This is a genomic window from Frondihabitans sp. PhB188, assembly GCF_003752365.1.
Taxonomy (GTDB): Bacteria; Actinomycetota; Actinomycetes; order Actinomycetales; family Microbacteriaceae; genus Frondihabitans.
Window position 1 is genome coordinate 175,326 of the sequence record NZ_RJUO01000001.1, and the last position, 13,628, is coordinate 188,953.

The 13,628-nt window shown below is 71.6% G+C and carries 15 protein-coding genes; 4 read left to right on the forward strand and 11 right to left on the reverse strand.

What is annotated here, in order from left to right:
• Nucleotides 1-23: 23 nt before the first annotated feature.
• Nucleotides 24-242: a hypothetical protein gene (locus tag EDF46_RS00810; RefSeq protein ID WP_148061111.1), complete on the reverse strand. Its 219-nt coding sequence runs from the start codon at nucleotides 240-242 to the stop codon at nucleotides 24-26.
• Nucleotides 239-844, reverse strand: coding sequence for a hypothetical protein (locus EDF46_RS00815; RefSeq protein ID WP_148061112.1), 606 nt, complete (start codon nucleotides 842-844; stop codon nucleotides 239-241). The genes EDF46_RS00810 and EDF46_RS00815 overlap by 4 nt, the downstream gene beginning before the upstream one ends.
• 150 nt (nucleotides 845-994) lie before the next feature.
• Between EDF46_RS00815 and EDF46_RS00820 the strand changes: the two genes are divergently transcribed.
• Nucleotides 995-1,483, forward strand: a complete 489-nt coding sequence (locus EDF46_RS00820; RefSeq protein WP_123504390.1) for a helix-turn-helix domain-containing protein — start codon at nucleotides 995-997, stop codon at nucleotides 1,481-1,483.
• Nucleotides 1,480-2,796 carry an IclR family transcriptional regulator C-terminal domain-containing protein gene (locus EDF46_RS18870; RefSeq protein WP_123504391.1) on the forward strand — a complete coding sequence of 439 codons (1,317 nt, stop codon included), beginning with the start codon at nucleotides 1,480-1,482 and terminating at the stop codon, nucleotides 2,794-2,796. Before EDF46_RS00820 ends, EDF46_RS18870 begins: the two co-directional genes overlap by 4 nt.
• Nucleotides 2,797-2,911: 115 nt before the next feature.
• Here EDF46_RS18870 and EDF46_RS00830 read toward each other — a convergent pair whose 3' ends face one another.
• Nucleotides 2,912-3,454 carry a YbhB/YbcL family Raf kinase inhibitor-like protein gene (locus tag EDF46_RS00830; RefSeq protein ID WP_123504392.1) on the reverse strand — a complete coding sequence of 181 codons (543 nt, stop codon included), beginning with the start codon at nucleotides 3,452-3,454 and terminating at the stop codon, nucleotides 2,912-2,914.
• Between the two features lie 27 nt (nucleotides 3,455-3,481).
• On the reverse strand, nucleotides 3,482-4,036 hold the full coding sequence (locus tag EDF46_RS17920; protein ID WP_148061113.1) for a hypothetical protein: 555 nt from the start codon (nucleotides 4,034-4,036) through the stop codon (nucleotides 3,482-3,484).
• Between the two features lie 163 nt (nucleotides 4,037-4,199).
• On the opposite strand from EDF46_RS17920, the gene EDF46_RS00835 reads away from it, so the two are divergent.
• A complete protein-coding gene (locus tag EDF46_RS00835; protein WP_123504393.1) occupies nucleotides 4,200-5,102 on the forward strand; it encodes a DUF559 domain-containing protein in 903 nt (300 codons plus the stop codon).
• Between the two features lie 457 nt (nucleotides 5,103-5,559).
• Nucleotides 5,560-6,231 (forward strand): DUF1345 domain-containing protein, encoded by a 672-nt coding sequence (locus EDF46_RS00840; protein WP_123504394.1) that lies wholly within the window; start codon nucleotides 5,560-5,562, stop codon nucleotides 6,229-6,231.
• A gap of 42 nt (nucleotides 6,232-6,273) precedes the next feature.
• Here the strand turns inward: EDF46_RS00840 and manD are convergent, their stop codons facing one another.
• From manD to EDF46_RS00875, 7 genes are all read right to left on the reverse strand, one after another.
• On the reverse strand, nucleotides 6,274-7,512 hold the full coding sequence (manD, locus tag EDF46_RS00845; protein ID WP_123504395.1) for a D-mannonate dehydratase ManD: 1,239 nt from the start codon (nucleotides 7,510-7,512) through the stop codon (nucleotides 6,274-6,276).
• Nucleotides 7,509-8,888: a mannitol dehydrogenase family protein gene (locus tag EDF46_RS00850; RefSeq protein WP_123504396.1), complete on the reverse strand. Its 1,380-nt coding sequence runs from the start codon at nucleotides 8,886-8,888 to the stop codon at nucleotides 7,509-7,511. The genes manD and EDF46_RS00850 overlap by 4 nt, the downstream gene beginning before the upstream one ends.
• A complete protein-coding gene (locus EDF46_RS00855) occupies nucleotides 8,881-9,735 on the reverse strand; it encodes a sugar phosphate isomerase/epimerase (RefSeq protein ID WP_123504397.1) in 855 nt (284 codons plus the stop codon). Before EDF46_RS00855 ends, EDF46_RS00850 begins: the two co-directional genes overlap by 8 nt.
• Nucleotides 9,732-10,880, reverse strand: coding sequence for a Gfo/Idh/MocA family protein (locus EDF46_RS00860; RefSeq protein ID WP_123504398.1), 1,149 nt, complete (start codon nucleotides 10,878-10,880; stop codon nucleotides 9,732-9,734). The genes EDF46_RS00855 and EDF46_RS00860 overlap by 4 nt, the downstream gene beginning before the upstream one ends.
• Nucleotides 10,877-11,728, reverse strand: a complete 852-nt coding sequence (locus EDF46_RS00865) for a sugar phosphate isomerase/epimerase (protein ID WP_123504399.1) — start codon at nucleotides 11,726-11,728, stop codon at nucleotides 10,877-10,879. Before EDF46_RS00865 ends, EDF46_RS00860 begins: the two co-directional genes overlap by 4 nt.
• Nucleotides 11,725-12,567, reverse strand: a complete 843-nt coding sequence (locus EDF46_RS00870; protein WP_123505135.1) for a carbohydrate ABC transporter permease — start codon at nucleotides 12,565-12,567, stop codon at nucleotides 11,725-11,727. The genes EDF46_RS00865 and EDF46_RS00870 overlap by 4 nt, the downstream gene beginning before the upstream one ends.
• Nucleotides 12,568-12,635: 68 nt before the next feature.
• Nucleotides 12,636-13,622: a carbohydrate ABC transporter permease gene (locus EDF46_RS00875; protein ID WP_233579739.1), complete on the reverse strand. Its 987-nt coding sequence runs from the start codon at nucleotides 13,620-13,622 to the stop codon at nucleotides 12,636-12,638.
• Between the last annotated feature and the right edge of the window lie 6 nt (nucleotides 13,623-13,628).

Below are 13,628 nucleotides of genomic sequence, written 5' to 3' on the forward strand. Positions count from 1 at the left end.
GGGCTCGCACCGGAGTCTCGCCGTCAGGCACCGGGCTTGCGGCTCAGAGCGCGGGCGCGTGTGAACCGGGAGAAGCCCAGCGCCATGCAGGCAGATGGCGGAATGGCCAGGACGATTCCCAGGAGGTGGCTCACCCCGGCTGCAGCCGCGAAGGACAGCCACCACAACGGAAGGACGGCCACCCAGAAGAGGATCGCGGTGGCGATCAGGCGATCCTGAACGCTGCGGTTTGCTCGGCTCATTTCGGCGCCGATGTCCGGCACTGGATCGTGCTGCCGCCCTTGACGTCGTACCAATAGAGGTTGCGCTTCTGCGAGCAGACACCCTTCTTGTGAATGTATGAGACGGCCACACCGACCACGATTCCCGCAAGGGCACAAGCTACCGCGCCGACTCCAGGGATGGCGCAGATGGCAGCCACGATTCCCGCAGTGATCAACGTGTTCGAGAGGACGTTTTGATCGAACTGATTGAACGAGAACCAATAGCCGTACTTTGTCTTGCCGACACCGAGCCGGGAGTCACGCGTGATCTCTTCGCCAACCTCGCCAATGGACTCTGGATTGACCAACGTCAGGCTGAGATCGGGCGTCACATGAAACGTGGCAGTCTCGACGCCAGCGGAACGCGAGTATTCACGGTCGAGCTCCGTCGAGTTGAATTCGCGATAGGCCTGGGCCCACTCCGCGGCGGTAAAAGTCGCTTGGACGTTGTGCGCCGGTTGCGGAACCGCTACTTCGATGGGCGCTGAAGGGGTCGGCGCGGCCAGGGCCGGAGCGACCCCGATGGCAGCAAGTCCGACCACGAGAGACGACGTCATGGCGACGCGTTTTGACCAGTTCATTCGATCCTCTTTCTCAGGCGCTTCGTCGTGCCGAGATCCGCCACTATGCCATATTCCGCTGTGACATGTAAATACTAAAAAAGTCGACGGTTCTCACAGAATGAGAGACATGGGAGGCCGTATCGGCCGGCGGGCGCGCACACTGGGGGCATGCGAATCGATGAAGCTTCGACACTTGCCCGACCCTCCGAAGCGCCACCCGCTCCGACGTCGCCGATCGTGGCGCCCACCGCGGGGCGGGGCCCCTCCGCCACGGCCCGCGAGTCCGGCGTCGCCACCGTCGAGAAGACGCTGGCCATCCTGGAGGCCGTCGCCGAGCGCGGCGGAGCCACGGCGCGCGAGGTCTCCGACGCCCTCGGCTACCCGAGACCGACCGTGTACCGGCTGCTCCAGGCGCTCGTCCAGAGCGACTACCTCGTGCACCTCACAGGAGAGCACCGCTTCGAGCTGGGCTACAAGCTCGACCGGCTGGGCGTCTCGCTGCACCGCCAGGTCGGCATCCCGACGTCGGTGCGAGCGGAGGTGTCGCGCCTGCACTCGCTGACGCAGACGGCGGCGTACTTCGCGTCTACCGCGGAGCCGACGTCGTCGTCGCCTACGTCGTCGACTCGCCGGCGCACCCGCGGCTCACCCCGTTGAATTTCGGATTCCACGAGGCCGCCCACGCGACGGCCTTCGGCAAATTCCTGCTGGCCGGGATGTCGAGCGAGCAGCGCGACCAGTACCTCGACGTCCACGGACTCGGCCGCCTCACTCCGACGACCAAGACCGCCCGCGCCGATCTGCTCGCCGAGCTGGTCGAAGTCGGCAACTCGGGCGTCGCCTGGGAGAACGAGGAGTTCGTCACCGGCCAGACCTGCGCCGCAGTCGGAGTCCGCAACGGAGCCGGCATGATCGTCAGCTCCGTCGCGATCCGTGCGCCGTCGGGTGAGCTCACCCCCCGCCGCCGCTCCGAGGTCGAGCGCCACCTGCGCGATGCCGCGGCCGCCGCCGCCCGAGCCAAGCTCGCCGCCGCCACCCCCGCGACCGTCTTCGCCCTTGACGCCGACGGCGACCTCGTGCGCCTCCCGGCCGTCGGCGACACCGCCACCACCGTCGCGGCCGACGTCACCGCCTACGCCGTCGATGCCACGGCGACCTCCTACGCCGTGACGCCCGCCGGCCTCGTCCGCGTGAGCGGAACCGGCGCGACGACGAGCGTCCTCACGTCGGCGACGGCGGCCGCCTCGTCGGCCGTCGCCCTCGACGCCGCCGGAACCGTCTACATCTCGAGCGGCACCAGGGTCTTCAAGGTGCTCGCCGGCACCACGAAGGCGATCGCGGTCGCCACGCTTCCAGTCGCGCCCGTCGGCTTCGGCGTCGCCCCGAACGGCACGGTCCGCGTGCTCGAGAACGTCGCCGGCGCGCACCAGGTCGTCGCCTATACGACCTCGGGCCGGACAGCGACGCGCGCGATCGCCGACTCCGCCTACTCCACGCCGGTGTCGGGCACGTTCGACGCCAAGGGAAACCTCTACTACGCCAGCATCTCGACCGGCGGCAGCGTCTCCGTCTCGTGTGCGCGCGTCGCCAAGGGCGGCACCGCGCCGGTCTCGCTCGGCGGCGGCTACGTCGTGGGCGGCGTCGGCCTCTCGGGCGACTTCTCGCTTCTGCAGGCGGCAGGATGGTGCACGTCGTACGGCCTCGGCTCCGGTACCTGCACGCCCGACCTGGCCGTCGCGGCCGTCCAGTCGACCGACCTCGCGGGCACCACGACGTCGATCCCCGTCGACTCGCTCGCGCTGGCCACCGACGACGAGCGCTTCCCCGCGGCGACGACGTCGGTCACGACCGACACCGCCGGAGCCCTCTACGTCGGCCAGACGACGGGCCTCGTGCGGTACGACGCCGCGGGCGGTGCGCCGACGCGGCTCGCCGACGGCGCGTTCACCGAAGTGCAGCTGACCAAGTAGGCCCCGCCCGACGGGCACTTGCTGCGCCCACGGCAGAGCCCCTCCGCTTCGGCACGATCCCGCCTGCGGGATGCAGGGGGTGTGCCGAAGCGGAGGGGCTGGGTGGCTGCGAGCGCTACTTCGCCTGGAACCAGGGCGTGATGACGCCCCGCGCGAGGGTGTGGCTGAACAGGTTGAAGCCGAGGAAGCCGGGCGTGGCACTCGCGTCGATGCCCAGCGTGTCGACGTCGAGAGCGTGCACGGCGATGAAGTACCGGTGCCTGCCGTGGCCCTCCGGGGGAGCCGCGCCGAGGTAGTGGGCGAGACCCCCGTCGTTCTTGAGCTGGAATGCGCCGGATGGCAGGCCCGACCCCTCGGCATCGCCCGCGCCGGAGGGCAATGACGTCGTTGTTACGGGCACGTCGACGACGGCCCAGTGCCAGAAGCCCGAGGCGGTGGGGGCGTCGGGGTCGTACACCGTGACGGCGAAGCTCTTGGTGCCCTCGGGAAATCCCGACCAGCTGAGCTGCGGACTGACGTCGTCTCCGCCGGCGCCGAAGATGCCGGAGACCTGCGGGGTGGGCAGCTCGGACCCGTCGCCGACGTCGGTCGAGGTGAGGTCGAAAGCCGGCACCTGGGCGATGTCGTCGTAGGGGTTCGTGCGTGAGGTCGTGCTCATGTGTTCTCCTTTGGTCCGTCGTCCCTTCTACACGCGTCGCCTGGATCGCGGGTTGGTGCTGCGGCGTCGCCGCCCGGGTCGTGTCGCGCGAGATGGCCGTGCCGGTCGTTTCGGCGCGGGCGGCCAGACGAGCAGGGCCATCTCGCGAGAGCGCGCGGCGAACCGGCCGTCGTGATCGGCCACTTCACAGGGCGTGTCCTGGCGCAGGAACTCGCACTCGCCCACCCCGACGTCGTCGCCGGGCTCGTCCTCGTCGACACCGGCCCGAACATGCACGAGCACGGCGACGTGGGGGCGATCCTGCGCACCATCCGCACGGCGTGGTCGCCCGCCCTGGCCGAGGGGATCCTCGACCGCTCGTTCGCGTCGCCGCCACCGCCCGAGGTGCGCGCCTCGACGCTCGCCCACGCCCTCGGCGTCGAGCGGCGGGCCGCCCTCGACTTCGCTCCCCGTCTCGCGGCGCTGCGGGCCATGCCGGTCGAGGTCGTGCACGGGCGGCTCGACCCCGTGCGGACGGTCGAGCAGGCGACGCGTTTCGCCGACCTCCTGGGCTCGCCGCTGACCGTGCTGGACTGCGGTCACACGCCGCCGTGCCGGTCGCGTTCGCGAGATGGCCCTCGCTGTCACCGCGCGCGGGCCGGGGCGACGGCGGGGGCCATCTCGCGGCGCGGGGGCCTGTGGAGAGCGCGCGGCACCCTGTGGAGAGCACCAGCGCAGGAACTCCCGGCTCGGCCAGTCTGTGGGTATGCGCCCCCGACCCCTTCCTCCGTCTCTGAGCACTCATCCGTTCGTTGTCCGCGACGCCCTCCCTCTCGTCTCGCCCGAGCGCCTCCGCCGCCGCGATCTGCTGCGCCCTGCGCGCGGCCTCCGAGCGCACGTGTCGCTCGCGGGGCTGCCTCCGCCCGTGCTCCTGGCCGGGGTGCTGGGCCCGAACCAGCACTTCAGCCACACGACGGCCGCCGCTCTCTGGGGCATGCCCGTCCCGGCGGTCGACGGCGTCCACACGACGACGATCGGGACGGGGTCGGTCACTCGACGGGACGGCTTCGTCGGCCATCGGATCACGGCCGAGCGGGCGCGGGTGGCCGTGCTGCGCGGCATCCGCGTGTCCGACCGCGTCGACGCGTGGGCGGAATGCGCGACGCTCCTCTCAGTCGACGAGCTCGTCGCCGCAGGCGACCACCTCGTCGGGCCGGCGGGCTGCGACCTCGACGATCTCCGCGCCGCTGCCGACCGCCGGCGCGGGCAGCGCGGAGTGCGAGCTCTGTGCGCGGCGCTCGACCAGGTGCGCGTCGGGTCGGAGTCGCCGCGCGAGACGCGCCTCAGGCTCCAGCTGATGCGGGAGAGGTTCCGTCTGCCGCTGCTCAACTGCGCGATCCACGACGCCGACGACCGCTTCGTGGCGCGGCCCGACATCATCTTCGGCCGGGAACGGGTGTGCGTCGAGTACGACGGCGACCACCACCGCACGAACCGGACGACGTACCGCGACGACAAGCGCCGCCGCGAGGCACTCGCCGACGCCGGGTGGACCGTGCTCTATCTCTCGGACGACGATCTCCGCGGCCCCCACTGGGCGGCGTTCGTCGGACGGCTGCGTCGCGCGCTGGCTCGCGGCGAGGCCTCGCGCCGTCGGCCCGCGCCGTGATGCCGTAACCCCGGCCCCGGCCCCGGCCCCCCCCCCCCCCCCCCCCCCCCCCCCGGCGTGAGCCCGTGAGGTGGCCCTGGCCGTCGGGCGGGTGGGGTGCCGGCGACGCGGAGGGCCATCTCGCGGGGTGTGGCGGGTGGGGTCGCGCCGGCGGATGCGGCGGCGTCGGGCCGCTTGGCCGTGCCGGGCCGGTGAGCCGGCGGGCCGGCGAGCCCGCGAGGTGGCCCTGGCCGTCGGGCGGGTGGGGTGCCGGCGACGCGAAGGGCCATCTCGCGGGGGCTGGCGGGTGGGGCTCGCGCAGCGGCGGACGCGCCGGCGACGCGGAGGGCCACCTCGCGCGGCCCGAGCAGCGCGAGCACGCACGCGGACGACACGCGCACCGCGCGCCCCCGCGCGCGGACGACGCGACACGGCGTGTCGCCGCGCGCCGGGCCCGGGCGCGCGCGACGATCAGCCCATGGACAGCAGCCCCGACGCCACCAGCACCGAGGCGGGCATCCGGGGTCGCAGCCGCCTCCGGTTCGCGGTGATGGCGGCGGTCGGCCTCGCGAGCGGCGGGGTCGCCGCCGCGCTGGGGGCGGGCCTCCAGTCCGTCGTGATCGGCTGGGCAGTCGCGTGCCTGACCTTCCTCGTCTGGGTGTGGGCCGTCGTGGTGCCGCTGCCCGCCGGCGAGGTCCGCACGCACGCCCACCGCGAAGATCCGTCGCGCCCGACGAGCCATCTGCTGCTCGTGCTCGCCAGCGTCGCGAGCCTGGTCACAGTCGTGGTGACGGTCGTCGAGGCCCACGACGCGACCGGGCTGCACGCCGACCTGCTGGCCGGGCTCGCCCTCGCGAGCGTGGCGCTGTCGTGGTTCCTGATCCACACCCTCTACATGCTCCGGTACGCCGTCCTCTACTACTCGGGCGAGACGGTGGGCGGCATCGACTTCAACCAGGACGAGCCGCCGGCGTACCTCGACTTCGCCTACGTCGCCTTCGACCTCGGCATGACCTTCCAGATCAGCGACACGAGCATCACGCAGAGCGCCATCCGCCACGTGGTCCTCGGGCACTGCCTGCTGTCGTACCTCTTCGGCTCCGTGATCCTGGCGACGCTCATCAACCTCGTGGCCGGCCTCGGCTCCTAGGCGACCGACGACGCCGCAGATCGCGTGCGTGGTCGGCGCGCGTCACCAGTCGTGCACGGTGCCGTCGGCGAGCCGGTTGTACGGCAGGTACGCCTTCTCGTACGGGTACCTGCCCGCCTCGTCGACGTTGAGCTCGACTCCGATGCCGGGCTTGTCGCCGGGGTGCAGCATCCCGTCCTCGAAGGTGAACGACTGCTCGAAGACGGCGTCGGTCTTCTCGCCGTGCTTCATGTACTCCTGGATGCCGAAGTTGTGGATCGACAGCCCGAGGTGCATCGCAGCGGCCATGCCGACCGGCGAGATGTCGGTCGGGCCGTGCATGCCCGACTTGATCTGGTACTGCGACGCGTACTCGAGGATCTTCTTCAGGTGCGTGATGCCCCCGGTGTGCGTCACGGCGCTCCGGACGTAGTCGATGAGCTGCTCGCGGATGATCTGCTGGTAGTCCCACACCGTGTTGAAGATCTCGCCGATCGCGAGCGGCGTCGTGGTGTGCTGGCGCACCAGGCGCAGCGCCTCCGGGTTCTCGGCCGGCGTGACGTCCTCGAGCCAGAACAGGTCGTACGGCTCGAGGCTCTTGCCGAGCGACGCGGCCTGGATCGGCGTCATGCGGTGGTGTCCGTCGTGCAGCAGCGGGATGTCGGGGCCGAACTCGTTGCGGACGGCCTCGAAGACCGTCGGCACGTGGCGGAGGTAGGAGCGGGTGTCCCAGTCCTCCTCGTTCGGCAGGGCCCCGCGCTGCGCGGGCTCGTGGTCGTAGCGGACGCCCTTGTTGGCCTCGAAGGTCGCGTTGGAGGCGATGCCGTAGATCGACTTCAGGCCGGGCACGCCGGTCTGGATGCGGATGGCCTTGTAGCCCTGCTCCTGGTGCGAGCGCACGCTGTCGAAGAGCTCCTCGAGATCCTTGCCCGAGGCATGGCCGTACGTGAGGAGCCCGGTGCGCGAGGCGCCGCCGAGCAGCTGGTAGAGGGGCATCCCGGCGGCCTTCGCCTTGATGTCCCAGAGGGCGACGTCGACCGCGGCGATCGAGGCCATCGTCACCGGGCCGCGGCGCCAGTAGGCGCTCCGGTACAGGAACTGCCACATGTCCTCGATCCGATGGGCGTCCTTGCCGATCAGCAACGGCAGCACGTGCTCCTCGAGGTAGGCGACGACGGCGAGCTCGCGTCCGTTCAGCGTGGCGTCGCCGAGGCCGGTCAGGCCGTCGTCGGTCGTGAGCCTGAGGGTGACGAAGTTGCGGTCGGGGCTGGTGACGATGACTTCGGCCTTGGCGATGATCATGCGGGGACTCCTAGGTCGGCGGAGAGGCGGTCGACGGCGGCATCGACCGCCTCGGTGAGGTCGGGCAGGGTGGCGAGGTCGGGAGCGACGGCGGCGAGGACGGCGGACGTCGAGGCCTCCGGAGCCCCGGGGTCGGAGACGAGCGACGGCTGCTCGCGCAGGTGCAGCAGCCAGGCCGCGAGGGCGGTCGCCTGCCCGGGTCCGACTCCGGCTCCGCGCTGCAGGCGGCGCCGCAGCGGGTCGATCACGCGGACCGGGATCTTGTGCGAGCCGTCGCCGGCGATCTGGCGGAGGAGGTGGCGGATGCGGGGGTTCTCGAAGCGGGTCCGGAGCGCTGCGCGGGCCTCGTCGACCTCGGAGGCGGGCAGGGAGAGCTCGGCGGCGGCCTCGCTCCACAGCGTCTCGAGGGCCTCGACGCACGCGGCGTCGCCCATGGCCTCGGCGATCGTCTCGTGGCCGCGCAGCAGGCCGAGGTAGGCGAGCAGCGAGTGGCCCCCGTTGAGCAGCCAGAGCTTGCGCTGCTCGAACGGCGTGACGTCGTCGACGAAGCGGACTCCGGCGGTCTCCCACGCGGGGCGTCCGGCGGGGAAGTCGCCCGCGACGATCCACTCGGCGAACGGCTCCGCCACGACGACGCACTCGTCGCGCCAGCCGGTGAGCGCCTCGGCGTCGGCGCGGTCGGCGTCCGTCGCCGCCGGCGTGATGCGGTCGACCATCGACGAGACGAACGAGACATTGGCGCCGATCCATGCGGCAAGCCCGGTATCCCCGGCGAGCTCCGCGAGCGACGTCACGACCCGCGCCACGACCTCGCCGTTCGCCGTCAGGTTGTCGCACGGGACGATCGCGACGGGCCCCGAGCCGGCGTCGCGCCGGGCGCGGAGTCCGTCGACGAGCCGGCCCGGGACGGTGCGGCAGGGCTCGCCGGCGGCCAGGGCCGCCAGGTCGGCGGCGACCTCCGGCAGGTCGACGTCGACGGAGCCGTCGGCCGCGCGGCAGTAGGCGGCCTCGGTGACGGTGAGGCTGATGACGGCCGTGGCCGGCGACGCCACGGCAGCCCGCCAGGCGGCGGCGTCCGCTCCGTCGTGCGCCTCGAGGATCACGTCGACGAGGGTGGCCGTGTCGTCACCGGCCGAGCGTTCGAGCAGAGTGTAGACCGCGCCTTGTGCGGCGAGTTCCTGCGCCGCATCGGGTTTCCGGCCGGTGAAGGCCACGATGCCCCACTTCTCTCGGTCGGCCGGAACGCGCTGCGTGAACCAGGCCTCGTGCGACCGGTGGAAGGCGCCGAGACCGAGGTGCACGATGCCGCGCCGCCGGTTCGCCCGCATCGCGGCTGCGTCCGGGGAGAGCGCCGCCGCCGTGAGCCGCTCAGACATGCGCGCTCACGAGCGAGCGCAGGAAGGCCAGGTCGTCGGCCGTGCGCTCGGCCAGCGGCAGATCGGTCGAGAAGTCCTCGACGGTGACCCAGCCGTCGTACCCGTGGTCGGCCAGGTCGCGGAGATACCCGCCGACGTGGGCCTGGCCGTCGCGGAGCGGGGCCCACTCGTGGGTCCAGATCAGCGATCCGTCGTCGCGGCGGGAGCCGTCGGTCACCCAGCGGGCGTTCTTCACGTGCACGTGGGCAAGGTACTCGCCCAGCAGCTGGAATGCCGCGACGTGGTTCTCCCGCCCCTCGATCACGAGGTTGCCGAGGTCGTGGATGACGCCGACGTGGGCCGGGTCGAGTCCGTCGATCAAGCGCATCGCGGCACTGGCCGAGGGCGTGATGGTCTCGTGGTGGAGCTCGACGAGCGCTTTGACCCCGTGCTCGGCGGCGCGCGACGCGACCCACTCAAGGTCTTCGCGTGTGCGCCGCTGCACGGCGGGGTAGGCGGCGCCGGTGTCCGTGCGCGGCATGGTGACGCGCACCTGGCCCGCGCCGAGCGCCGCCGTCGCGGCGAGCATCCGCTCGACGTCTTCGTGCTGGTCGGCGCGGGCGTACCCGCCGATGCCCGACATCGCGAGGCCGGCGTCGTTCGTCACGGCGGCGATCGCCGGGAGGGACTCCTCGAGCCCGGTCAGCGGCCAGGTCGAGCGGTTGCCCGCCCAGAACCCGGGGAAGTCGGAGGCGGGCTGGTCGACGACGCGCCACTCGACGCCCTCCCACCCCTGAGACGCGAGGGTGCGCGCCGCCTCGGCGGGCTCCCAGTCGGGCGTGGACGCGGTGAAGACGGAGAACCTCACGAGCGCACCCCCACGGTGACGTCCTGGTCGTCGAGGATGCCGGTGAGCACCTCGTCGACGAGCACCGGCCGGCCGAGCGTGGCCGCGACGTAGACGGCCTTGACGGTGGCGAGCGAGAGCAGGGCGTCGTCGACGCGGACGGCCGGCTGACGGCCCTCCGTGATCGCGCCGAGGATGTCGTCGTACTGGCGCGAGTGGCCGCGCACGAAGTGGTCCTTCTCGGCCGGGCCCCCCGCCATCTGGTCGTCGGGCAGCATCCCCGCCGCCTGGTTCTCCTTGCTCGCCGAGCCCTGCAGGGTGTCCTCGACGTCGTCGGCCCGGACGTGGAAGTACTCCAGCCGGTCGTCCGAGACGACGCCGGTGCCGCGGTCGCCGTGCACCTGGATGCGCGTGAGGTCGCCCGGGTAGGCGGCGGTGGTCGCGTGGACGACCGCGAGGGCGCCCGACTCGAAGCGGATCGTCGCTACGGCAAGGTCCTCGACCTCGATGCGATCGTGGGCGAGCACGGCGGTCTGGGCGCTGACCTCGACCGGCCGTCCGAGCATCCAGACGAGCAGGTCGACGGTGTGCACGCCCTGGTTCATCACCGAGCCCCCGCCGTCGAGCGCCCAGGTGCCGCGCCAGTCGCCGGAGTCGTAGTACTTCTGGCTCCGCCACCAGGCGACCGAGGCGAGGCCCGAGGTGATGCGTCCGAAGCGGCCGTCGTGGGCGGCGCCGGCGAGCAGGGCGTTGGCCGGGTCGAAGCGGTGCTGGCTGATGACCGAGACCACCAGACCGCGCTCGGCCGCCTCGGCGGCGAGCTCCGAGATGCGGCGGGCGCGGGCGATGCTGACGTCGAGGGGCTTCTCGATGACGACGTGGCGGCCGGCCGCGATCGCGGTCTCGGCGAGCGACACGTGCAGGCCGCTGGGCGAGCAGACGACGACGAGGTCGACGTCCGCGCCGGCGAGCGCCTCGCCCAGGCTCTCGGCGACGAAGGGGGAGGGTGCGCCGGCGGCGGAGAGCTCGTCGGCGAGCGCCGTCGCGGCGGGCAGCACGGAGTCGACGGCGGCCGTGACGACGAAGCCGTCGTGCGCGGTCAGGACGGCTGCGTGGTGGCGTCCGATGACGCCGCAGCCGACGATGGCTGCTTTGATCGTGCTCATGCTGTGGTGACTCCGATTCGGTCGGTGAGGAGGGCGAAGGCGCGGGCGGCGCGCCCGAACTCGGCGGGGCCCGAGAAGCCGCCGAGGGCGTTGGTGTCGGCGAGGTGGGGCTCGAGCGAGGCGAAGCCGTCGTACCCGCGGTCGCGCAGGGCGATGACGGTCTCGAGAAGCTCCCCGTCGCCCTCTCCCGCAGGAACGACCTGACCGGTTGCCATGACGGCGTCCTTCACCTGGAGGTAGTCCACCCACTCGTGGAGCAGCGGCCACGCCTCCGTGAACGGCTTGACGCCGCACTGCACGAAGTTCGCGTTGTCCCAGGCGAGCCGCAGCGCGGGGGAGTCGACCGTCGTCACGATGTCGAGAACGCGGCGGGGGATGTCGCCGAAGATCTCCTTCTCGTTCTCATGCAGCAGGATCACGCCCTCCCGCTCGGCGACCTCGGCGAGAGCGCGCATCCGCGCCATCACCTCGTCGCGGATCTCGTCGGGGTCCTGGCCCTCGGCCGGGTAGAACGAGAAGATCCGCACGTAGCGGGCGCCGAGGGCGTGGGCGGCGCGGATGGCCCGGCCCAGCCTCTCGACCTCGTGCTCGACGGGCAGCGACACCGGCACCTTGCCGACGGGGGAGGCGATGGCCGAGACGCTCATGCCGCGGTGCTCGAGCACCGACGCCAGCTCGGCGAGCTGCTCGGCGGTGAAGTCGACGACGTTGGTGCCCCAGGCGCCGCGCACCTCGATGTGACGGGCGCCGAGCGAGCCGAGCACGGCCGCCTGAACGCCCGGGTCGGCGTCGATCTCGTCGCCGAACCCCGAGAGGGTCCAGGTGAGTGTCGAGGTTGCTGTGGTCATTTGACGCCTCCTGCGGTCAGGCCACCGACGAGGTAGCGCTGGAAGATGAGATAGAGCACGACGACGGGCAGGGCGCACACGAGCGCGGCCGCCATCATCTGGCCGTAGACGGGGATGGCCCCGCCCTCCTGCGTGGCCCCGAACACCTGGAGCGCGACCGCGGCCGTGCGGCTGTCCGGGTTGGTCATGATCGAGGCGAACAGCACGTCGTTCCAGCCGAGCAGGAACGCGAAGATGCCCGACACCACGATCCCGGGCCACGACAGCGGCACCACGATGCGGGTGAGGATCCGCCACGACGACGCCCCGTCGATGCGGGCGGCCTCCTCGAGCTCGCGGGGGAGCCCGCGCAGATAGGTCACCATGACCCAGGTGGAGAACGGCAGGGCGAAGGTCAGGTACGTGATGAACAGGCCCCACCGGGTGCCGATCACCTGGACCCCCGTGACCGTGGCGAAGCTGGAGAACAGCACGAACACCGGCAGGAGCAGAAGCGTCCCCGGGATCGACTGCAGCGCCAGGAGACCGCGGAGGAAGGTCAGGCGGCCGCGGAACTGGAACCGCACCAGCACGTACGCTGTCGCGACGGCGAGGAACGCGCAGACGAGGGCGACGCCGCCGGCGACGATCACGCTGTTGGCGAGGCCCCGGCCCAGGGCGACGGTCGTCCAGATCTTCGAGTAGTTCTCCATCGTGAACGCGGTCGGCCAGAAGTCGCCGCGCGCCACCGCGATGTCGGAGTTCACCGACGCCAGGAGGATGTACACGACGGGGATCAGCACGAACGCGAGGAGCACCGCGAGGATCACGACGAGGAGGGGGCGGGGGAGGAGGCGCATGATCTGCGCCTGCTGCGACCGGGAGCGGCGAGTTCCTGCGCCCGTGCTCTTCAGGGGGGTGACGGCGCTCACTCGGCGGCCTCCGTCTCGGTCAGGACCTTCTCGTCGCCCGAGTCGAGACGCACGGCCCGCAGGTAGACGAACAGGGGGATGGCGACGATCACGAGCGACACGATCGCCATCGCGGCCGACAGCCCGAACCGGAAGCTCTGGAAGCTCGCGATGTAGGTCAGCACCGGCATCACCTGCACGTTCGACGGCGTCGGAACCCCGAACAGCACGAACGGCAGCGTGAAGTTGTTGATCGCGTGCAGGATCGAGATGATGATCGCCAGCGAGATCGGCCCCTTCAGGTACGGGAAGATCACGTAGCGCAGCTTCGCCCACCAGAGGGCGCCGTCGATCGCGGCCGCCTCGTGCACCTCGGTGTCGACGCTCTGCAGGCCCGACAGCGCGAGCAGGTAGATGAACGGCCACGACGACCAGATCGCCACGAACACCAGGGCCCAGTAGCTCTTCGGCCCGTTCAGCCACAGGCCGCCGTCGATTCCGAAGCCGCTCAGCACGTTGTTCGCGATACCCGAGGGCTGCAGGATCGTGCGCCACACCGTCGCCACGACGAACGCGGGCAGCACGTACGGGATCAGGAAGATCGAGCGGATCACGGCCCGACCCCGGAACGCGTTCTGCGTCGCGATCGCCGCGGTGACGCCGATCGGGAGCGTGACCGCCGTGACGATCAGCGCGAAGCTGGCGCTGATGCCGATCGACGACAGCAGCGGCGAGTCGGTCAGGGCCTCGACGAAGTTCTGCACCCCGATGAACGGGGCCGTGAGCCACGCGCGCAGCGTGTACTGGTCGAGGTCGAGGAGCGCGATGAACACGCCCAGCAGCAGCGGGACCACGATGACCAGGCCCATGAGCACGCCGCCCGGGAGCAGCATCCACAGCGGACGCCCCCGGGTCGTGAGACCTCGTCGCCGGGGCGGCTTCGGCTGCGGCCGCAGGTCGCCGGTCGGCGCTGCGGCGCGCTCGCCGACGGTGGGAGTCGTCATGACCAT